The following is a 19,369-nucleotide window of genomic DNA, read 5'->3' as shown; positions in this document are numbered from 1 at the left end:
CAAAAAACGCCCCATGCGCCATCTGCGCCAAACTTCGGCCCCCGTGCAAAGCCCTCCTTGTGGGAGAAGGTGGCCGCCCACGGGTCTTGCCTCCGGCAAGCCCGAGGACAGGCTCCGCGGCCGGATGAGGGGTGCTCCAGCTTGGCACCAACAGCACTCCGGCCAGCACCCCTCTTCCGTCTTGGCGCTGCGCGCCAATCCACCTTCTCCCACAAGGGGAGAAGGAAGAAAGGCCGCCGTCTACCGCGCATATTTCTTCGCACCGACCACGCAGAGCACGACGGCGGCGGTGACGGCGATCATGGCGGGGCTGACTTGCTCGTGCAGCAGCATTGCCGCTAGCCCGAGGCCGAAGAAAGGCTGCAGAAGCTGCAACTGCCCGACCGCGGCGATGCCGCCTTGCGCCAGTCCGCGATACCAGAACACGAAACCGATCAGCATGCTGAACAGCGAGACATAGGCCAGGCCGATCCAGGCGGCCTTGCCGACGTTTTCGAGCGACGGTGGCATGGTGATGAGCGTCAGCGCCAGCATGACCGGCAGTGACAACACCAGCGCCCATGAGATCACCTGCCAGCCGCCGAGTTTGCGCGACAGCGCGGCGCCTTCCGCATAGCCCAATCCGCACAGGATAATGGCGGCCAGCATCAGCATGTCGCCAAGCGGCGCGGCCGCCACACCTTGCGTCACCGCAAAACCGGCAACAAGGGCGCTGCCAAGGCATGAAAACAGCCAGAAGGCCGGTTTGGGGCGATCGCCGCCGCGGATGACGCCGAAGATCGCGGTCGCCAGCGGCAACAGGCCGATGAAGATGATGGAATGGGCCGAGGTGACGTGCTTGAGCGCCAGCGCGGTCAGCAGCGGAAAGCCGACCACGACGCCGAGCGCGACGATGGTCAGCGACAACAGATCCTGCCGTTCCGGACGCTTCTGGCGAAAGACGAGCAGAAGCGCCAGGCCGAGGATGCCTGCCGTGGCAGCGCGGGCGACGGTCAGGAAGGCCGGATCGAAATCCATCACCGCAACCCGCGTTGCCGGAAGCGATCCGCTGAAAATCAGTACTCCTACGAATCCGTTGATCCAGCCGCCCGCCGTCTTGTCCATCGCATGCCCCTGATGTTCTCGCCCTCTATCGGGCCGGACCTATGGCGCCGCCAGAGACAATGAGGTACAGTTTGATGAAACTGTCATGGCAGATTGAGCAGTACGGATGGACGAGCAGACGACGGCAAATGTGGGCAGCGGGACGCTTGTCGAAAGCGTCATGGCGACGATCAGGCACAGGATCGCCGCGCGCAGCCTGACACCGGGAACACGATTGCCTTCGATCCGGGCTTTCGCGAAAACCATGCAGGTTTCGAAATCCACAGTGGTCGAAGCCTATGAGCGTCTTGCCGCAGAAGGCGTCATCCGCTCGCGTCCAGGTTCGGGCTTTTATGCCGCCGGACCGTTGGCTCCCTTGTCGCTGGCCGAGATCGGCCCCAGGCTTGACCGTGCCGTCGATCCGCTCTGGGTTTCGCGCCAGTCGCTGGAAGCCGGCGACGGCGTGCTCAAACCCGGCTGCGGCTGGCTGCCGGCCGCGTGGATGCCGGAGGCCGGATTGCGCCGGGCGCTGCGGACAATGGCACGCGGCGATGATGTCACGCTGACCGATTACGGCACCCCGCTCGGGCTGCCGCCGCTGCGGCATCTGCTCGCACGGCGCATGGCAGAGCATGGCATCGAGGCGTCTCCCGACCAGATCATGCTGACGGAATCGGGCACCCAGGCCATCGATCTCCTGTGCCGGTTCCTGCTCGAGCCGGGCGACACGGTGCTGGTGGACGACCCCTGCTATTTCAACTTCCATGCCCTGTTGCGCGCTCATCGGGCCAAGGTGGTCGGCGTTGCCTATACGCCGTCGGGACCGGATATCGAGCTGTTCGCGCAGGCGCTGATCGAGCACCGGCCGCGCCTCTACATCACCAATTCCGCGCTTCACAATCCAACGGGTGCAATTCTGTCGCCGGTCGTCGCCCACCGATTGCTCAAGCTCGCCGACCAATCGGATCTGACGATCATCGAAGACGATATCTTTGCCGACTTCGAGCACACCCCGGCATCCAGGCTGGCGGCATTCGACGGGCTTAGTCGCGTCGTCCATATCGGAAGCTTCTCCAAGACGCTTTCGGCGTCGGTGCGCTGCGGCTTCATCGCGGCTCCGCGCGACTGGATGGAAGGACTGACCGATCTCAAGATCGCCACGTCATTCGGCAGCGGCAGGCTTGCCTGCCAACTGGTGCTGACGCTGCTGAAGGACGGCAGCTATCGCAAGCACGTCGATCTGCTGCGCACGCGGCTTTCCCGCGCCATGGCTGAGACAAGCACCCGCCTGAAGGCGATCGGCATCGTGCCGTGGATCGACCAGCCGACCGGCATGTTCTTGTGGTGCAGACTGCCGGAAGGCGTCGATGCAGCTGATATAGCCCGCCGCGCCTTGCCGGCCAATGTCGTTCTGGCGCCCGGCAATGCGTTCAGCCTGTCCCAAACCGCCAGCCGTTTCCTGCGCTTCAACGTCGCGCAGTCGGCGGACGAGAGAATTTTCAGGACGCTCGAAGAGGCGATGTCGCGTTGATTTTTCGCTGCTCTTCGCCCCTCACGGCCCTGCCCGCCTGCGCCGCCGCTCATAGAGCATGACCAGCGTTTCGGCGGTCAGCGCAGGCTTCTTCTCACCTTCGATCTCGATGATGTTGGCGGCCTTCATCAGATACTGGCCGGGGCCCTTGTCCTCCATGGACAGCAGCGTGATGCGCAGCCTGATGCGCGCACCGGCCCTGACCGGCGCCAGGAACCGCACCTTGTCAAAACCATAATTGAAGACGGCTTGCGTGTTTTCCGGCACGATGCCCATGTCGAGCGCCAGCGCGCCAATGATCGACAGCGTCAGATAGCCATGCGCGATGGTGGCGCGGAACGGGCTCTGCCGCTTCGCCCGCTCTGGATCGACATGGATCCATTGGCGGTCGCCGGTGCATTCGGCGAACTGGTCGATGCGGCTCTGGTCGACCGTCGTCCAGTCCGACACGCCAAGCTCCTGCCCTGTCATCGTCCTGAGCTGTTCGTAGGTCGGCGGCGGCCTCAGCCGTATTTGCGTCATTCCTGCTTTCCCGATCGCTTGCCCTGCCTCCGGACCACGAACCGGCCGCCTCTGTCAATTCGCTCAGTGTGTTCCGCCGCGATATCCTCGGCCGATCGCGCCAGTGGCGGGTCCAGTGCCGGTGTCCAGCACTGGCAACAGGATTATCGGGCAAGAGGAACTTTGTGCGCCTCGGCGGCACCAACACCAAGGCTTTTGCCAGCCGGGATGACGACAGAAAAGTCCAGCGGCTTGGGAAACAGCCTACTTCTTGTCGTAGCCGCTGCGGATTTCCTCCATCGCCTCCTTGATGCGCTCGCGCAGGATCTCGACCGATTCGGTGCCGGATTTCCTGGCCAGCTCGGCCACCTCGCCGGCATTCTTCAATGCGGTTTCGAAGGATTTCCTGGCGAACGCCGTTTGCTTGGCCATCAGCTCCCGAGGATCGCCCGGCGCCCTGTAGTCCTGTGCCATGTCGGCGATCTCGTGCAGCGTGTCCTGCAGCATCTCGCGTTGCCTGGAGAGCATCGACGACGCTCCGGCAGCACTTGCCCTGGCCGACTTTTCGAGTGCCTCGAGGTTCTTGCGATGATGGCTGAGGATCGCCTCGACATCGACGTTCGGCAGCTTCAGGTCGCGGCCGAACCTGCCGAACATGTCGATGAAGGTGTCGGATTCCGGTCGCTTTGCCATGGTGGTTTTCCTCTGTTGCTGCGAATTCGGCAGCTGAAGAGAAACAATAGAACAGCGGAGCTTCGCGGTCCATTCGGCCGCGTACACATCGCGCCTCAGCCGACGAGGAACAGCCGTTCCAAAGTGTGGAGCACGACGCCGGCCAGGCCGCCGATGACCATGCCGTTGAAGCGGATATATTGCAGGTCCCTGCCGATGTTCATTTCGATCAGCCTGGTCAGTTGCGCAAGGTCCCAGCGCTTGACCTGATCGGCGATGAATTTCGAGACGCCGCTCTTCTGGCTTTCGACGAACGACGACAGCGCAACGATAAACCCCTGGTTCATGTCGGCCCTGATCTGGGCGTCGCCGGCAAGATGGCGGCCGACCTCGACGAACATGCTGGCGAGATGGGCGCGGATCATCGAATTCGGCGCCTTGGCGTCCTGCTCGATGAACACACTGAGGCTTTCCCACATGTCGCCGGCCAGCGCCTTCAGCTCCGGCCGGGCGAGGAAATCGCGCTTCAGTTTCTCGGCGCGCTTGGCGTATTGCTTGGATGTCCTCAGCCGCTCGACGAAGCTCAGGACAAAACGGTCGAATTCGGCGCGCATCGGGTGGTCGGGATCGGCCCTCACCTCGTCGAGCAACGAACCGGCTGAGGCGACGATCTTCTTCAGCAGATACGCATCGGCGCGGAACAGGTTGAACAGCGACGGCAATTCCTCGCGGATCTTCTCGCGCATCGTCGCCAGCGCCGCCTCGTCGCTCAGGAAGCGGCCGACGACCTTGGTGAATTCGTCGAACAGTCGTTGGTGGCGGCGATCATCGGTCAGGGCCGACAGCAACTCGGCGGCGAGCGGCGCCAGCGGCACCTTTTCGATCTGCTCCAGCATGCGGCTGCTGACAAAGCCGCGCAGGCCGGATTGCTCGATCGCCGCCAGTGTCTGCGGCACCAGCCGGCCGACGAAATGCGACAGATCGGCGGCGCGGTTGGGGTCGGCAAGCCAGTCGGCAACGAGCGCGGAAAAATCGACCTCGGCAAGCTTTTCGCGCACCGGTTCGGGCGCCAGGAAATTCACCTCGATGAAGCGGCCGAGATTGTCGGCGATGCGGTTCTGGTTCTCCGGGATGATTGCGGTGTGCGGGATCGGCAGGCCGAGCGGCCGTCTGAACAGCGCCACCACCGCATACCAGTCGGCCAGCCCGCCGATCGTCGCCGCCTCGGCGAAAGCGGCGACGAAACCCAGCCACGGAAAGCGGCCCTCGAACGACTTGGCCACCGCAAAGATGACGACGCAGAGCGCAAGCGCTGCGGTGGCGACGACTTTTGTGCGCCGAAGCGCCGAAAGCTTGGCCTCCGCGTCGGCATCGAACCGGGCGGATGCCAAAGCCGGTGATGATTGTGGCATGGATGAACTGCTCCTGGTCGATGTCGCGGACTTAACCTAGTGATCCGCCCACCCGAATGCGCGCCATATCAGGGTCGTGGTTTGCACGACCGCCCACACAAACATGATAAAAATATTCAACTATCACGCGGTGCTTGTCTGGAATTATTCCAAGGTATAGGCCATATTAGGGTTGAGCTATTGCTTCGTGAGGACACAATGCGGCTGACACGCCAGACCAACTACGCCATGCGCATTCTGATGTATTGCGCTGCGAATACCGACCGGCTGAGCCGTATCCCGGAGATCGCTGCCGCCTACTCGGTGTCCGAGCTCTTTCTCTTCAAGATCCTGCAGCCTTTGGTCGAGCATGGTCTGGTCGAGACGGTGCGCGGCAGGAACGGCGGCGTCAGGCTCGGCCGGCCGGCCGAATCGATCACCCTATTCGACGTCGTGCGCGTGACCGAAGAGAGCTTCGCCATGGCCGAATGCTTCGAGAACGACGCCGCCGAATGTCCGCTGGTCGACAGTTGCGCACTGAATTCGTCGCTGCGCGAGGCGCTCAACGCCTTCTTCGCCGTGCTCGAGCGCTATACGATCGCCGACATGGTGGCAGCGCGCCCGAACGTGCGCCACCTGCTCGGCATCGACATGCTGGTGCAAAGGGCGCCGGCCGCCTGAGTCGGGTCGAGCCATAGCGAACAGCGCTTGCAACTCTCCCTTCTCCCCTTGTGGGAGAAGGTGGCCTCGCGAAGCGAGGTCGGATGAGGGGTGTTCCAGCTTGGCACCAACAGCGTCCCGTCCAACACCCCTCAACCGTCTTGGCGCTGCGCGCCAATCCACCTTCTCCCACAAGGGGAGAAGGAAGAAGGGGCGGCGCCGACCTTGCCAGCTGGAACTTACACCGCTGACTGCGGCAGCACGAACGGCATGTCTCCGGCCGGCAGCACGCCGACCCGCAGCCGGCAATCGAACACTTTTTCGATCAGATCGTCACTGAGCACGTCCTGCGGTGAGCCGGTGGCGGCAAGCCTGCCGCGGTGCATGACGAAGATCCGGTCGGCATACATCGCCGTCAAATTGAGGTCATGCAGGATCGCGACAACGCCGCCGCCCCGCCTGGCGAAATCGCGGGCGATGTTCATGATGATCAATTGGTGCTTGATATCGAGGCTGGAAACCGGCTCGTCGAGGAAGAGATAGCGCGGTTTGCCGTCGAGGACCGGCGCCCAGACCTGGCAAAGCACACGGGCCAACTGCACGCGCTGCTGCTCGCCGCCCGAAAGCTCCTGGTAGAAACGGCCGGCAAAGCCGTCGAGATCGACGCGCGCCAGCGCCCGTTCGGGCAGGCGCTCGTCCTCGCCGGGCAGCGCGCCCGAGCGCCCGCCGAGCAGGCCAAGCCTGACGATCTCGCGCACCGTGAACGGAAACGACAGGGTCGTCGCCTGCGGCAGCACGGCGCGCAGCATGGCGGCCTCGACCGGCTTCATCACCGACAGGTCGCGACCGTTGATGGTGACCTCTCCCGAATAGGCAAGATCGCCGGACAGCGCCCTCAGGAAGGTCGTCTTGCCCGAACCGTTGGGACCGACGATGGCCGCGATCTCACCGGGCCGCATGTCGAAATCGACATTGGCGACGATGCCCTTGCCGCCGATCGCTACCGAGACATCCCGCGCTTCGATCATGAAAACCCTCTCACAGGCCCCCCTCTCATAGGTCGATGACGCCACGCTTGCGCAGCAGGATCCAGAGGAAGAACGGGGCGCCGGCGATCGCGGTGACGATGCCGATCGGCAGCTCCGCCGGCGCCACGATGGTGCGGGCGACGGCGTCGGCCAGCAGCAGCAGGCAAGCGCCAAGCAGGGCCGAGGCCGGCAGCAAATAACGATTGTCCGGGCCGATAGCCAAACGCAGCAGATGCGGCACAACGATGCCGACAAAGCCGATGCCGCCGCTGACGGCGACGGACGCCCCGACCGCCGCCGAGACGCCGATGATGGCCGTGTATTTCAGCCGCTGCACCGGAATGCCGAGATGGCCGGCGGTGGCTTCGCCCAGCGCCAGCGCGTTGAGGCCGCGCGCCAGGAACGGCATCGCCGCCAGCGCTAGCACGATCACAGGCCCAACGGAGCCGATTTTTTGCCAGGTCGCGCCGGCGAGCGAGCCGAGCTGCCAAAAAGTCAGGTCGCGCAACTGCCGGTCGTCGGCCATGAAGATCAGGATACCAGTCAGCGCCATGGCAAGGGCCGCCAGCGCGATGCCGGCGAGAAGCGTGGTGGCGACCGAGGTTTGGCCGCGCCGGGTGGCCACCTGATAAAGCACCAATGTCGTCGCCAGCCCGCCGCAGAACGCCGCCAGCGGCAGAGCGAGTGTGCCCAGCATCGAAGTTATCGGCGCCAGCACTGTGGCGCCAAGCACGATGACGGACACCGCGCCGAGGCTCGCTCCGGCCGAAACGCCGATGAGACCGGGGTCTGCCAGCGGGTTGCGGAACAGCCCCTGCATCACCGCGCCGGAGACGGCCAGTGCTGCGCCGATCAGCACACCGAGCGTGACGCGCGGCAGGCGGATGTCGTAGACGATCAGGCGGTCGCGCGCGCTCAGCGCCTCATTGCCGGGTGCTGCACCCAACAGCCAGTCGCCGACGACGCTGACGGCCGAGGCATCCGATGCGCCTGATGTCAGCGAAAACAGGACGGCAACGGCAAGTCCGAGGCACAAAGCCAGGATGACGATGCGCGCGCGCCCCGAACGGTCGCCGTCGGATGCTGTCGCCATAGTGCCCGCACCAGCGATCGATTGATCCACCATTGGGCGCCCGCTCAGTCCGCGGCCTGCCCGCCATAAAGCGAGGCGGCAAGGTCACGGATGACGTCGGCGGTGCGCGGCCCGAAGCCGAGCAGATAACCGCCATCCATGCGGACCAGCTTGCGCGCCGCACCCGCCGGTGTCGACCGGATGGACGGGTTCGCGAACAATTCGTCGTCCGATACGCCGGGACCGGCATTGTTCATCATCAGAATCACGTCGGGCCTGGCGGTGATGACAGCCTCGTCGGACAACTGCTTGTAGCCGGTGAAGCCGTCAACCGCGTTGACACCGCCCGAAAGCTTGATGATGCCGTCGGCGGCGGTGTCGCTGCCGGAAGCGAGGATTTTGCCGCCCTGCATCGACAGCACGAACAGGACGCGTTTGCGGTCCTTGATCGAGGCGGTCTGCTTTTCGGCGGCCTTCAGCTTGGCATCGATCTCGGCTGCCAGCGCATCGGCCTTGGCGTCGGCGCCAATCGCCTTGCCGACGATGTGGATCTTTTCGAGAATGCCTTCATGGTCGTAGCGCTCGGGCACCTCGATGAACGTGATGCTCGTTTTCTTCAGCACGTCGACGGCTTGCTTCGGCCCGCTGCCGTGCAGCGCCAGGATGCCCGACGGATTGACCGACAGCACGCCTTCCGGCGACAGCTGGCGCATGTAGCCGACGTCAGGCAGCTTGAGCGCCGCCTCGGGATATCGGCTGGTCGAATCGCGAGCGACCAGCCGATCCTGCTCGCCGAGGGCAAAGACGATCTCGGTGATCGAACCGCCGATGGCCGCTATCTTCGACGGGTCCGCAAAAACCTCCGTGCCTTCGGCAGCGCGGGCCGGCAGCGCGAAGGCCATGCAAAGGCACATCGTGGCCCCAAGCGCCATTCCAAAAACACGCGCCCGTTCAAGCAAAGCAGCCATTGTGGTTGTCCTCAGGCTGCGGTCGGGCTTGGAATGCGCGGCAGGTTCTCTGCCAGAAACCGCCAGTCCTCGCGCTCGCTTTCGCCTTCGTGGCGCTTGCCGAAGAACTGGATGATCATCTTGCCGTCGGCGCCATAGGCTTCGAGAGACGTGACATGGCCATCCTTGGTCGGCTTGCGCACGGCCCAGACCTCTTGGATGTGGTCGGTCCGCAGATGCAGATGGAAGGTCTCGTCCAGCACGTTGATCCACGGCCCCATCGGCTTGATCGACTTGATGGGGCCCGAATGGATCTGGATGCAGCCGCGATTGCCGACAAAGCACATGATCGGCATCTCGCCCTCGGCGGCATGATGGAACATGGCGCTGACGGCATCGTTGTCGAGCAGCCAGGCGTAATCCTGGCCAACCATGCGCAGCGCCTGGCGGCGGTCGAGCTTCAGCGTCTTCAGCATGCCGAAGAACTGATGCACGTCGGTCAGCCGGCTCCAGCGGTCGCGCAGATCGTCGACGTCAGCGGAAGCGGCGGAAGCCTCGGCCTCGCTTTCAGGCCCGGCTTCTGAAATCGACCCTTCCTCTGAAATCGCGACGCTCGACTCCTGGTTCGGCGATTCCAGCTCGGCCACCAGCTTCTGATAGGCATAGAGGTTCGACGCCGGCCGCAGATGCACCTTGTGCACCGCCTCGCCCGCCGCATCGAAGAACTGCAGGCTGCGCCTGATATCGCCGCCGTCGCGCTTTTCGACGGCAAAGCCGTGCGCCCAGGCTTTCGGGAAGACGCGCAGGTCGATGTTCTCGCCGAGCACCATGGCATTGTGGTTGCCGGTCACGACCTTGTCGTAGACGCCGATCTTCTCGTGCACGGCGCTTTCATTGCGCGTCAGCGCCATGACCTCGCCGACGGCCTCGAGGCCGGTCAAAAGATCATTGACGCGCGGCTCGACGCGGAGGACGCCGTCGCCGCAATGCGCGGCGACCAACTCGGCCTCCGAAATGCCAAGCTGGGCTGCGAGATCGCGCTCGCGCGTCTTCGGATTGTCTGCCCGCGCCCGCCGGATCTCGTGCGGCGCGGGCCTTACGCGCTGGTCCATATTTTTATTACCTACTTGTTGAGGATGAGCTTGCCCTGGCGGGTGATTTTTAGCCGGTAGAGCGCTCCGTGATGCTCGATGCCGATCTCGTGCTCGCCCCGGAACAAGGCGTTGCTGGACAGGGTCCTCACCGTCAACGGGACCCGATCGAAACGAGCCGAATTATCGTCGGAACGGCGGACGCGATCGCGAAAGTCATTGGGCCGAAAGTCTTTGGGCCGAAAGTCTTTGGGATTGTGCGTGTTCATCTGGTTCGATCCCTTTCCTGGGCCGGGCCTGGTCGGCTGGCGCGGCGGTGCGTGAAATGCCAATTCATTTCTTGACTTGAATACTCATGTTTACTAGTTAGTGCAATACCGGACTAGATGAGTCAAGATTTAAGAAGCCGGACACGACGAAAAATGCCGGCGCATCAAGCCTGCCAGCATCGAACCAGGATTTTTGGAATTGGGGCATGGGGTTGGGGAATTGGGGACGGCTGGGTCTGGCGAATAGCAGCCCAGATCCGGGGCATAGAGGTCCGGCGCATCGATCGATGGCAAAGGGCATGGCGGCATTGCTGGCGGGCGCTGCGGCGATCGCTCTGCTTACCCCGTCGGCCAATGCTCAACAGGCCGCCCAAACTGCAACAGATCGGCAGCAGGCCGAACAGGCGCAGGCGCCTGAACAGCCGGCCGCGGCAGGCGCAACGCTGCTCGACCAGATCCTGGTCGTCAGCCGCACCGGCGAGACGGCGATCGATTCCCTGGCTTCGGTCAGCCATGTCGATCAGGAGCAATTGCAACGCCGCATGGCGACGACGCCCAACGAGATGCTGTTGGGTGTGCCGGGTGTAGCGGTCCAGGCCGACGCGAGGCGCGTCTCCTCCAGCATCAACATCCGTGGCTTGCAGGATTCGGCCGCGTCGCGGTGATCGTCGACGGTGCGCGGCAGAATTTCCAGCGCTCCGACCACGGCCCGCAATCGACCTTCTATATCGACCCGGACCTCATCAAATCCGTCGACGTCATTCGCGGCCCGGTCGCCAACACCTATGGCTCGGGCGCCATTGGCGGCGTCGTCCTGTTCGAGACCAAGGACGCGGACGACTATCTTCGCGACGGCGAGACATGGGCGGCGTCCGCGACCGGGCGCTATGAGAGCAACGGCGAAGGCTGGACGACCAGCGCTGCCGGCGCCTACCGATTCAACGAAAACTGGGATGTCCTCGGCAACATCGTCTATCGCGACTATGACGACTACAAGGATGGCGGCGGCGATACGGTCGACGGCACCGGCTTCGACGTCTCGAGCGGCCTTTTGAAGACAACCATCCGCCCCAGCGAAAACAGCGAACTGAAGCTGGGCTGGAATGGCACGAGCGACGGCTGGAACGAGGTCAGCGGCGGCACGCCGGTGAATGACGTCGACCTCGAGGCGAATACCTTCACGGCGCGCTACAACATCACCGATGCGGACAAGAGCTGGCTCGATCTCCACGTCAACGCCTCTTACAACAAGACCAACATGGAGATGACGAGCCTGGTTGCGCAAAACCGCTTTGATCCGGTCACCGGTCTTCCCATCCTCCTGCCGGCGGGCTCGATGTCGACTTTCGATGTCGGAACTTCGGGCATCGACATCTGGAACACCTCGCGGTTCGAGACCGCCGGCATTGCGCACGAGCTGACCTATGGCGGTGACTGGGTTGGCGACGACGTCAAGACGGGTGGCGACGCAGGCGGCGCCAGTTTCTATACCCCTTCGGGCAAGCGAAACGTTTCCGGCGCCTCCATCCAGGACAAGCTCACTTGGGGCTGGCTCGAAATCATCGCCGGCCTGCGTTACGACAGCTACAAGCTGGAAAGCGATGTCGGCGAAACCTCCGGCGACCGGCTGTCGCCGCGCATCACCGTCGGCGTCTCGCCGTTCGAAACCGCCAGCCTTGCGGGACTGCAATTCTACGGCACCTATGCCGAGGGATATCGCTCCCCGTCGCTGTCGGAAACCCTCATCAGCGGCAATCATCCGGCAGGCGTCAGCTTTCCCTTCCTCCCCAATCCCGATCTGAAGCCTGAAACCGGCAAGACCGTCGAATTCGGTGTCAACTACAAGCACGACGACATCGTCGAGGCCGGCGACGCGTTTCGTTTCAAGGCGGCCTACTTCAACAACGATGTCGACGACTACATCGAAGGCGTCACCCTGTCGGCCTTCGACCCGACCAGCGGCTGCCCGTTCGGCCCCGGCATCCCGATCTGCTTCCAGTACCAGAACTTTGCAGAAGCCAGGATCCGCGGCTTTGAAATGGAAGCCGTCTATGACGCCGGCTGGGGTTTCGCCGGGCTTTCCGCGTCGATCATCGATGGCCACACCATCTCCTACGACGGCGAGCGGGCAGACCTTGTCACCGTCCCCTCTTCGCAGGTCACCGGACAACTCGGCTTCCGCTTTCTGGAGGACAAGCTGACCGTCGGCAGCGAGGTGCAGTATAATGGCAGGCCGAAGGGCAATCCGGTGGCCAGGGACTACACGCTGATCAACGTCTTCGCCGGCTACCAGGCGACCGACAATCTCAAGGTCGATTTTCGCGCTGACAATTTGTTCGGCGTCAAATACACCAACCCGTTGAATGCACCCGCCACTGTTGTAGTTTACGAGCCTGGCATCACGCTGAAGCTGGTGGCGACAATGCGATTTGGAGGCTGACGACAATGAAAAGCTTGACGGCATCGCTTCGCCTGCTGACCTCGGTGCTGGCCATGCCGCTTGCGATGGGTCCGGCGTGGGCGCAACAGGCTGCGCCGGCCCCTGCTCTCACGCTTGAGCTTAATGGCGCGCAGGCCTCCGAAAAAGGCTGCCGTCTGACGTTCGTGGTCAACAACACGCTCGGCGCCGACCTCTCGAAGGCAGCGTTCGAGATCGCGCTGTTCAACGAGGCCGGCGTCGTCGACCGGCTGACGGTGCTCGACTTCAAGGACCTGCCGGCGGGCAAGACCAAGGTGACGCGTTTCGATCTTGCCGGCGCCGACTGCGCCAAGGTCAGCCGCGTGCTGATCAACAGCTCGACCGAATGCGCCGGCACCGGCATCAAGCCGGACGCTTGCATGCGCGGACTGAAGACCGAGACCAAGACCGGCATCGCCTTCGGGGTCTGAGAAGGCAGACTGGAAGCGGGTACGAGGCCGGCCTGTTGCCGCCAGGGTAAATGATGTTGATTTGACAAGTCCGCGCCGGTTGCGGCAGGTCTCGCCGCGAGCCATGCAGAACATCAGTCCCCTCCCCGATGCCGATGGCGAACTGGCGCTTGCGCCGACCGGACCGCTTGCGCCGGCCAGACCGTCAGCCATGAGCCGCAATTGGACGGCGGCGATCGTCGCCTCCTGCCTGTTTCATGCGGCGGTGGCGGCCGCTTTTCTCATCGCACCTGCCGGCACGTTTGATGCCGGGGACGCAATCGAGATGGAAGGCGCCGATCGAACCGGCGCCGACGTGGTCGGCAGCGCCTTGAATGGTAAGGTGCCGGGCGCGATGAACGTCACCCTGGTGCCCGACCCGCGGCCAGCCAAGCCTGAGGTCAAGCCCCAGATCAAGCCAGAGCCGCCTGCCGACCGGCCCACCGGTGACCGGCCGATCAGGGAAATGGCCACGCAGCCGCCCGCGCCCTTGCCGCAGATTGTCGAGCAACCCACTGCCGCGCCAGACATGATGGCCGACAGCCCGCGGCTGGACGAGCAGCGCGTGGCTCCGAAGATCGAAACGCCGGCAGAGCCGGCTGCTCCGGCGCAAAGCACCGAGGCGCCTCCTGCCGATGTCGGACAGCCGCCGATCCCGACGCCAAGGCCGAGCCCGACATCAGGTCCTGTCGGAGCCGGCGAAACCAACGAGGCCCGCGGCGCCGCCGATGGCGAGGAACGCGACGCGGTGGCTTCCAGCAAGGGCAATGAGCAGGCAGCGGCAGGCAATGCGATCGAATCCGGCTACAGCGGTGAAGTCCAGAAGAAGCTTGCCCGCGCCAACCGTCATGTTTCGAAAGCGATACAGGCCAGCGCTCGCAACAATGCCAGGGTCGTTTTCGTTGTCATGGCCGACGGCAGCATCAGCGATATACAGCTTGCCGAAAGCTCAGGTTCTGCGGAGCTTGACCAGTTCGCTTTAACACTGGTGCGCAAGCAGGCGCCGTTCCCTCCCATTCCAAGCGAAACCGGCAAGTCAAGTTGGGTGTTTAAAGCGCGGATCGGTCCATTTTAACAGCCTTCGCCTCATCGTTTCAGGCAATCCACCAAGCATCATGAACTGCAGTCACGAAAGGACGGCCAATGTACATCGCCATGAATCGCTTCAAGGTCCAGAATGGCTCGGAAACCGCTTTCGAGGACGTCTGGAAGAACCGTGATTCCAGCCTGTCCGAAATGAAGGGTTTCAAACAATTTCATCTGCTGCGTGGTCCGGTCAACGAGGCCGAAGGCTACACGCTGTTCGCCTCGCACACCGTGTGGGCGAGCCATGAGGATTTCGTCGCCTGGACCAAATCCGAGAATTTCCGCGCCGCGCACCGCAACGCCGGCTCCACCAAGGTGCACTATCTCGGCCATCCGCAGTTCGAGGGCTTTTCGGTCGTCGAGGGCGCGTGAGTAGGTCGCCGCCGGCGAAGCTGCCGATCTCCCCCCTTGCGGGGGAGATGCCCGGCAGGGCAGAGGGGGGTGCTGTGCCGCCGACCTATCAAACTGTCACAGCCACGCCCTCAGGCGAATTTCCGGTTGGGAGTGGCTAAAGTCGAAAGTTGGCGATCCTTCACACCCCCCTCTGTCCTACCGGACATCTCCCCCGCAAGGGGGGAGATCGGCAGCTTCGCCGGCAGCGCAAACCTGAAGTGATTGCCCTGCCGAGATGAGCGCACCCGGCCGACCCTTACGCCGCGGCCAGCAGGCTGGCATTGCCGCCGGCAGCCGTGGTGTCGACGCAGACGGCGCGCTCATGCGCATAGGCGGCCGGGTTGAGCACTTCGCTGACCAGCGGCACGATCGGGCCGGCGCGGTCGGCGATCACCTTGCGCACGATGCGAGCGGCCTCAGGCGTGCCGGAAAAGGCAACGACGTCGACACGCAGCGCGCGTGCCTCGACCGGGTCGGGCCGGCCGTCAATGGCCGCCAGCGGCAGGCCCTTGCCGGTCAGTGGTGAGAGTGCTGCCGGCGCACCCGGCGCGACGGCCAGCACCGCATTGCCGGCGGCGAGCGCCTGGATGGTCTGGGCAAGCAGCGTGTCGGCGTCCGGTCCCAGGCACAGCGCGCGACCGCGCGGCGACAGCGACAGCGTGTTGGCCTCGCCGGTCGGCCCGGGCAAATCGACCTGGCCGAAATCGATGCTTGCGGCGGCACCGATGGCCGCAGCACCCTTGCCGCGCAAATGCTTCCTCAGCACCGCCACCCGGTCAGCCCGCGTCGACCAGCCGCCGAGCGCCGGGTCCGGCAGATTGTCGGCGAGTTCGGTCGCCGTCACCTTGCGGCCGTCAAGAACAGGCGTGCCCGCCTGCGGCCCCTTGCGGAACCGCCTGAGATAGTGCGGCCCGCCGGCCTTCGGCCCGGTGCCGGAAAGTCCTTCGCCGCCGAACGGCTGCGAGCCGACCACGGCGCCGATCTGGTTGCGGTTGACATAGATGTTGCCGGCATGGATGCCGTCGACGAAATGCTGGGCGCGGCCTTCGATGCGGGTGTGCAGGCCGAAGGTCAGGCCATAACCCTTGCGGTTGATCGCGGCGATGACCCCGTCGATATCGTCGGCGTCGAAGCTGGCGACATGCAGCACCGGCCCGAACACCTCGCGCTCGATGTCCTCGATGCCCTTGACCCGAAAGACATGCGGCGCCACGAAGCGGCCATCCTTCGGCGCTTCGAGCTTGGCGATCAGCCGGCCTTGCAGGCCCATCTCAGTGCAATAGTCGCGGATCGATTTTTGTGCCTCTTCGTCGATGACTGGGCCGACATCGGTCGATATCCGCCAGGGATCGCCGAGGCTGAGCGCTTCCATGGCGCCCTTCAGCATCTCCAGCATCTTCTTCTCGACGTCCTTCTGCACGTAGAGCACGCGCAGCGCCGAGCAGCGCTGGCCGGCGCTCTGGAAGGCCGAGGCCAGGATGTCGCGCACCGCCTGCTCGGGCAGCGCGGTGGAATCGACGATCATCGCATTCAACCCGCCGGTCTCGGCGATCAGCATGGCGTCGGGCTCGGCGGTCTCGGCCAGCTGCTTTTCGATCAGCTTGGCGACCTCGGTCGAGCCGGTGAAGCAGACGCCGGCAATGCGCGGGTCGGCGGTCAGCGGGCCGCCGACCGAGGGACCGTCGCCGGGCAGAAGCTGGATGACGTCTTCCGGCACACCGGCTTCGCGCAGCAATTCGACCGCGCGGAAGGCAATCAGCGGCGTTTGCTCGGCCGGCTTGGCGATGACCGAATTGCCGGTGACGAGTGCTGCCGCAATCTGGCCGGTGAAGATGGCGAGCGGAAAATTCCATGGCGAGATGCACGCGATCACGCCGCGCGCCTCGGTTCCCGTTTCGGCATTGGCCGCCTCGGTCGCGTAAAAGCGCAGGAAATCGACTGCCTCGCGCACTTCGGCGATGCCGTCGGCCAGTGATTTGCCGGCCTCGCGTGTGGCGAGCGCGAAGAATTCGATGGCGCTGGCCTCATAGAGGTCGGCTGCGCGGTTGAGGATGGCGGCGCGCTCGGCGACGGCGCGCTTCGCCCAGGCCGGTTGCGCCTCCACACCGATGCGCACGGCGGTCGCAACCTGCTTGGCGGTTGCCTCGCTGACCGTGCCGACCACCTCGTCGGGTTTTGCCGGATTGACCACCGGACGCTGCTTGCCGTAGCCGGCGGCACGGGTGATCGGCCTGGCGTGCCAGCGGTCCGGCCCCGCGAATTCCGCCCTGGCCTTGTCGATCGCGGCCAGCGTCACCGGATCGGTGATGTCGAAGCCCTTCGAATTGCGGCGGGCCGCACCGAAGATCGCCGACGGGCTGGGAATCGCCGGATTGGCGACCGGACCCTGTTTCTCGACGGTTTCGAGCGGGTCGCGAGCAATATCCTCCGGCTCGACCTCCTCGTCGGTGAGTTGGTGGACGAAGGAGGAGTTGGCGCCGTTTTCGAGCAGCCGGCGGACCAGATAGGCAAGCAGGTCGGAATGCGCGCCGACCGGGGCATAGATGCGGCAGCGCGTGCCCTCGGTCCGCCGCACCGTCTCGTGCAGTGCCTCGCCCATGCCGTGCAGGCGCTGGAACTCGAAGGAGTCGCGATCGCCGGCCATCGACAGGACGGCGGCGACGGTGTGGGCGTTGTGGGTGGCGAATTGCGGATAGATGCGGTCGGTCATCGACAGGAGCTTTTTCGCGCAGGCCAGATAGGACACGTCGGTGTTGGCCTTGCGGGTGAACACCGGATAGCCGTCGAGCCCGAGCGCCTGCGCCCGCTTGATCTCGGTGTCCCAATAAGCGCCCTTGACCAGCCGCACCATGATGGTGCGGTCGTGCTTCTTCGCCAGCGCATAGAGCCAGTCGATGACGAAGGCGGCGCGCGGGCCATAGGCCTGGACGACGACGCCAAAACCGTTCCAGCCGGCAAGCTCCGGCTCGGCCAGCACCCGCTCGATGATTTCGAGCGACAGGTCGAGGCGGTCGGCCTCCTCGGCGTCGATATTGAGGCCCATGCGCGAATGGCGCGCCGCCAGCGCCAGCGACAAAAGCCGCTCGGCCATCACAGGCAGCATCTTTTCCTTCTGCATCGCCTCGTAGCGCGGATGCAGCGCCGACAGCTTGACCGAGATGCCGTGATTCTGGCGGATGTCGGGGCCGTTGGCGCCGGCATCGAGCGACGAGATGGCGTCGACATAGGCCTTGAGATAGCGCAGTGCGTCGGCCTCGGTGCGGGCCGCCTCGCCCAGCATGTCAAAGGAATAGAGATAGCCTTTCTGGGTCATCGGCCGGCCGCGCTTGACGGCCTCGGCAATGGTGCGGCCGAGCACGAACTGCTCGCCCATTTCGCGCATGGCGGCGGCGACCGCCCTGCGGATGACCGGCTCGCCCAGCCGGCGCACCATGGCGCGCAGCGTGCCTTCGATGCCGTTCTCGCCTTCGTCGAGCACCCGGCCGGTCAGCATCAGCGCCCAGGTCGACGCATTGACGAAGATCGAGCTCGAGCCGCCCGAATGCGCCGACCAGTCATGCGGCGCGATCTTGTCGGCGATGAGGTCGTCCATCGTCTCGGTGTCCGGCACCCGCAGCAGCGCTTCGGCCAGGCACATCAGCGCGACGCCCTCCTTGGTGGAAAGGCCGTAGGCGGACAGAAAAACCTCCATCAGCCGCGGATCGGACGAGCCGCGCACCGCCCGCACCAGATCGGCGGCGCGGGCCGAGATTGCCTTGCGCTCTTTCGTCGAAAGCCCTGCCGCCTCGGCCAGCCGCTTCACGGCCTCGTCTTCCTCAGGCAAGTAATTGGCACGGATCTGCTGGCGGATGGCTTCGAGCGCTGGCATGGCTGTCCTGTGGAGCGAGGATCAGTGAGCGGTCCGGCGGTTACCGGACCGAATGACGCAAGCTAGCATAAAGCGTAGTTTCGATCGGTCCAAAGAAATCGACAGGAGAGGTCGATTGATCTATCATTCGGCCAAATTTCCTCCAATTTGACCATATATTTGGTGACAGAAGACCAATTGGACCGCATCGACAGGAACATCCTTTCGGCGCTGGGCAGCGACGGCCGGCTTTCGATGTCGGAACTCGCGGCAAAGGTCGGCCTGTCGAAGACGCCGGTGCAGGCGAGGGTCAAGCGGCTGGAAAAGGACGGCATCATCCGAGGCTACCAGGCGATCGTCGACCGTGAGCGCATGGGCGAAGGCCATGTCGCCTTCGTCCAGGTGAAACTGTCGGACACCCGCTCGGCCGCGCTCGACGCCTTCAACCGCGCAGTGCAGGCGGTGCCGGAGATCGAGCAATGCCACATGATGGCGTCGAGCTTCGATTATCTGCTGAAAGTCCGCACCACGGACATCGCCGCCTACCGCCGCGTGCTCGGCGAGCGCATCTCCGCCCTGCCCCACGTCGCCCAGACCTCGACCTTCGTGGCGATGGAGACGGTGAAGGATCGGTAGGCGCGCTGGTGCGGTAAGAACCTTCGATGCCGGCGGGACAGCGCCCCCTCTGTCCTGCCGGACATCTCCCCCACTTGGGGGGAGATCGGCGGCTTCGGCGACAGTGCCCCTTTCCTTGAATGTTGAAATTGGCGAAAGCCGAGGGGACAGCCAATCTCCCCACTCGTGGGGGAGATGTCCGGCAGGACAGAGGGGGGCGCGAAGGATCGCTACCGAGTAGCTGGGTCCCTTCACTCCGCCAGCGTCTTCAAGAAC

16 protein-coding genes and 2 pseudogenes are annotated in these 19,369 nt (G+C 64.3%); 8 read left to right on the top strand and 10 right to left on the bottom strand.

Annotation, left to right across the window (positions count from 1 at the left end; translation table 11 throughout):
* Positions 1-240: 240 nt before the first annotated feature.
* Positions 241-1,104, bottom strand: coding sequence for a DMT family transporter (locus AC0L3H_RS28090; protein WP_473587632.1), 864 nt, complete (start codon positions 1,102-1,104; stop codon positions 241-243).
* A 106-nt stretch (positions 1,105-1,210) separates the two neighbouring features.
* On the opposite strand from AC0L3H_RS28090, the gene AC0L3H_RS28085 reads away from it, so the two are divergent.
* The gene (locus AC0L3H_RS28085) at positions 1,211-2,614 is read left to right on the top strand and encodes an aminotransferase-like domain-containing protein (RefSeq protein WP_473587631.1); all 1,404 of its coding nucleotides are present in this window, start codon (positions 1,211-1,213) and stop codon (positions 2,612-2,614) included.
* Positions 2,615-2,635: 21 nt separating this feature from the next.
* Here AC0L3H_RS28085 and AC0L3H_RS28080 read toward each other — a convergent pair whose 3' ends face one another.
* The 3 genes from AC0L3H_RS28080 to AC0L3H_RS28070 all read right to left on the bottom strand — a co-directional run bounded on the left by AC0L3H_RS28080 (position 2,636) and on the right by AC0L3H_RS28070 (position 5,199).
* Positions 2,636-3,136, bottom strand: coding sequence for a MaoC family dehydratase (locus AC0L3H_RS28080; RefSeq protein WP_473511482.1), 501 nt, complete (start codon positions 3,134-3,136; stop codon positions 2,636-2,638).
* 243 nt (positions 3,137-3,379) lie between these two features.
* Positions 3,380-3,808, bottom strand: a complete 429-nt coding sequence (locus AC0L3H_RS28075) for a phasin family protein (RefSeq protein WP_473494571.1) — start codon at positions 3,806-3,808, stop codon at positions 3,380-3,382.
* A 95-nt stretch (positions 3,809-3,903) separates the two neighbouring features.
* Positions 3,904-5,199 carry a DUF445 domain-containing protein gene (locus AC0L3H_RS28070; protein WP_473587630.1) on the bottom strand — a complete coding sequence of 432 codons (1,296 nt, stop codon included), beginning with the start codon at positions 5,197-5,199 and terminating at the stop codon, positions 3,904-3,906.
* Positions 5,200-5,397: 198 nt separating this feature from the next.
* Here AC0L3H_RS28070 and rirA point away from each other — a divergent pair, with 198 nt between their 5' ends.
* Positions 5,398-5,859 (top strand): iron-responsive transcriptional regulator RirA, encoded by a 462-nt coding sequence (gene rirA, locus AC0L3H_RS28065; RefSeq protein ID WP_091598109.1) that lies wholly within the window; start codon positions 5,398-5,400, stop codon positions 5,857-5,859.
* A 218-nt stretch (positions 5,860-6,077) separates the two neighbouring features.
* Here the strand turns inward: rirA and AC0L3H_RS28060 are convergent, their stop codons facing one another.
* Genes AC0L3H_RS28060 through hemP form a run of 5 tightly spaced genes read right to left on the bottom strand, consistent with a single transcriptional unit; the run spans position 6,078 to position 10,245 of the window.
* Entirely contained in the window at positions 6,078-6,866 is a 789-nt protein-coding gene (locus AC0L3H_RS28060) for a heme ABC transporter ATP-binding protein (RefSeq protein WP_091598112.1), read from the bottom strand.
* 25 nt (positions 6,867-6,891) lie between these two features.
* Entirely contained in the window at positions 6,892-7,992 is a 1,101-nt protein-coding gene (locus tag AC0L3H_RS28055) for a FecCD family ABC transporter permease (RefSeq protein WP_473587629.1), read from the bottom strand.
* Between the two features lie 11 nt (positions 7,993-8,003).
* Positions 8,004-8,870, bottom strand: coding sequence for a heme/hemin ABC transporter substrate-binding protein (locus AC0L3H_RS28050; protein WP_473587635.1), 867 nt, complete (start codon positions 8,868-8,870; stop codon positions 8,004-8,006).
* A gap of 47 nt (positions 8,871-8,917) precedes the next feature.
* On the bottom strand, positions 8,918-9,997 hold the full coding sequence (locus AC0L3H_RS28045) for a hemin-degrading factor (protein ID WP_473587628.1): 1,080 nt from the start codon (positions 9,995-9,997) through the stop codon (positions 8,918-8,920).
* Positions 9,998-10,008: 11 nt separating this feature from the next.
* On the bottom strand, positions 10,009-10,245 hold the full coding sequence (gene hemP, locus AC0L3H_RS28040; protein ID WP_473587627.1) for a hemin uptake protein HemP: 237 nt from the start codon (positions 10,243-10,245) through the stop codon (positions 10,009-10,011).
* 206 nt (positions 10,246-10,451) lie between these two features.
* On the opposite strand from hemP, the pseudogene AC0L3H_RS28035 reads away from it, so the two are divergent.
* The 5 genes and pseudogenes from AC0L3H_RS28035 to AC0L3H_RS28015 all read left to right on the top strand — a co-directional run.
* A pseudogene (locus AC0L3H_RS28035) lies at positions 10,452-12,685 on the top strand (TonB-dependent hemoglobin/transferrin/lactoferrin family receptor).
* Between the two features lie 5 nt (positions 12,686-12,690).
* Positions 12,691-13,134: a hypothetical protein gene (locus AC0L3H_RS28030; protein ID WP_473494567.1), complete on the top strand. Its 444-nt coding sequence runs from the start codon at positions 12,691-12,693 to the stop codon at positions 13,132-13,134.
* 103 nt (positions 13,135-13,237) lie between these two features.
* On the top strand, positions 13,238-14,227 hold the full coding sequence (locus AC0L3H_RS28025; RefSeq protein WP_473587626.1) for an energy transducer TonB family protein: 990 nt from the start codon (positions 13,238-13,240) through the stop codon (positions 14,225-14,227).
* A 68-nt stretch (positions 14,228-14,295) separates the two neighbouring features.
* On the top strand, positions 14,296-14,610 hold the full coding sequence (hmuQ, locus tag AC0L3H_RS28020) for a heme-degrading protein HmuQ (RefSeq protein WP_473587625.1): 315 nt from the start codon (positions 14,296-14,298) through the stop codon (positions 14,608-14,610).
* Between the two features lie 23 nt (positions 14,611-14,633).
* Positions 14,634-14,835, top strand: a pseudogene (locus AC0L3H_RS28015) (hypothetical protein); the annotation flags it as partial.
* A 52-nt stretch (positions 14,836-14,887) separates the two neighbouring features.
* Here AC0L3H_RS28015 and putA read toward each other — a convergent pair.
* The gene (gene putA / locus AC0L3H_RS28010; protein ID WP_473587624.1) at positions 14,888-18,499 is read right to left on the bottom strand and encodes a bifunctional proline dehydrogenase/L-glutamate gamma-semialdehyde dehydrogenase PutA; all 3,612 of its coding nucleotides are present in this window, start codon (positions 18,497-18,499) and stop codon (positions 14,888-14,890) included.
* 162 nt (positions 18,500-18,661) lie between these two features.
* Between putA and AC0L3H_RS28005 the strand changes: the two genes are divergently transcribed.
* A complete protein-coding gene (locus tag AC0L3H_RS28005; protein ID WP_023803583.1) occupies positions 18,662-19,114 on the top strand; it encodes an Lrp/AsnC family transcriptional regulator in 453 nt (150 codons plus the stop codon).
* The last annotated feature ends 255 nt before the right edge of the window (positions 19,115-19,369 follow it).

It is taken from the genome of Mesorhizobium sp. WSM4816 (assembly GCF_055811535.1).
Note: the sequence above shows the minus strand (reverse complement) of the source record. Positions and strands in the feature narration are given on the sequence as shown.

What these genes read in the sequence shown, in the direction of transcription:
- AC0L3H_RS28090 (WP_473587632.1), bottom strand. Translation starts at nt 1,104, where the DNA reads ATGGACAAGACGGCGGGCGGCTGGATCAACGGATTCGTAGGAGTACTG.
- AC0L3H_RS28085 (WP_473587631.1), top strand. Translation starts at nt 1,211, where the DNA reads ATGGACGAGCAGACGACGGCAAATGTGGGCAGCGGGACGCTTGTCGAA.
- AC0L3H_RS28080 (WP_473511482.1), bottom strand. Translation starts at nt 3,136, where the DNA reads ATGACGCAAATACGGCTGAGGCCGCCGCCGACCTACGAACAGCTCAGG.
- AC0L3H_RS28075 (WP_473494571.1), bottom strand. Translation starts at nt 3,808, where the DNA reads ATGGCAAAGCGACCGGAATCCGACACCTTCATCGACATGTTCGGCAGG.
- AC0L3H_RS28070 (WP_473587630.1), bottom strand. Translation starts at nt 5,199, where the DNA reads ATGCCACAATCATCACCGGCTTTGGCATCCGCCCGGTTCGATGCCGAC.
- rirA (WP_091598109.1), top strand. Translation starts at nt 5,398, where the DNA reads ATGCGGCTGACACGCCAGACCAACTACGCCATGCGCATTCTGATGTAT.
- AC0L3H_RS28060 (WP_091598112.1), bottom strand. Translation starts at nt 6,866, where the DNA reads ATGATCGAAGCGCGGGATGTCTCGGTAGCGATCGGCGGCAAGGGCATC.
- AC0L3H_RS28055 (WP_473587629.1), bottom strand. Translation starts at nt 7,992, where the DNA reads ATGGTGGATCAATCGATCGCTGGTGCGGGCACTATGGCGACAGCATCC.
- AC0L3H_RS28050 (WP_473587635.1), bottom strand. Translation starts at nt 8,870, where the DNA reads ATGGCGCTTGGGGCCACGATGTGCCTTTGCATGGCCTTCGCGCTGCCG.
- AC0L3H_RS28045 (WP_473587628.1), bottom strand. Translation starts at nt 9,997, where the DNA reads ATGGACCAGCGCGTAAGGCCCGCGCCGCACGAGATCCGGCGGGCGCGG.
- hemP (WP_473587627.1), bottom strand. Translation starts at nt 10,245, where the DNA reads ATGAACACGCACAATCCCAAAGACTTTCGGCCCAAAGACTTTCGGCCC.
- AC0L3H_RS28030 (WP_473494567.1), top strand. Translation starts at nt 12,691, where the DNA reads ATGAAAAGCTTGACGGCATCGCTTCGCCTGCTGACCTCGGTGCTGGCC.
- AC0L3H_RS28025 (WP_473587626.1), top strand. Translation starts at nt 13,238, where the DNA reads ATGCAGAACATCAGTCCCCTCCCCGATGCCGATGGCGAACTGGCGCTT.
- hmuQ (WP_473587625.1), top strand. Translation starts at nt 14,296, where the DNA reads ATGTACATCGCCATGAATCGCTTCAAGGTCCAGAATGGCTCGGAAACC.
- putA (WP_473587624.1), bottom strand. Translation starts at nt 18,499, where the DNA reads ATGCCAGCGCTCGAAGCCATCCGCCAGCAGATCCGTGCCAATTACTTG.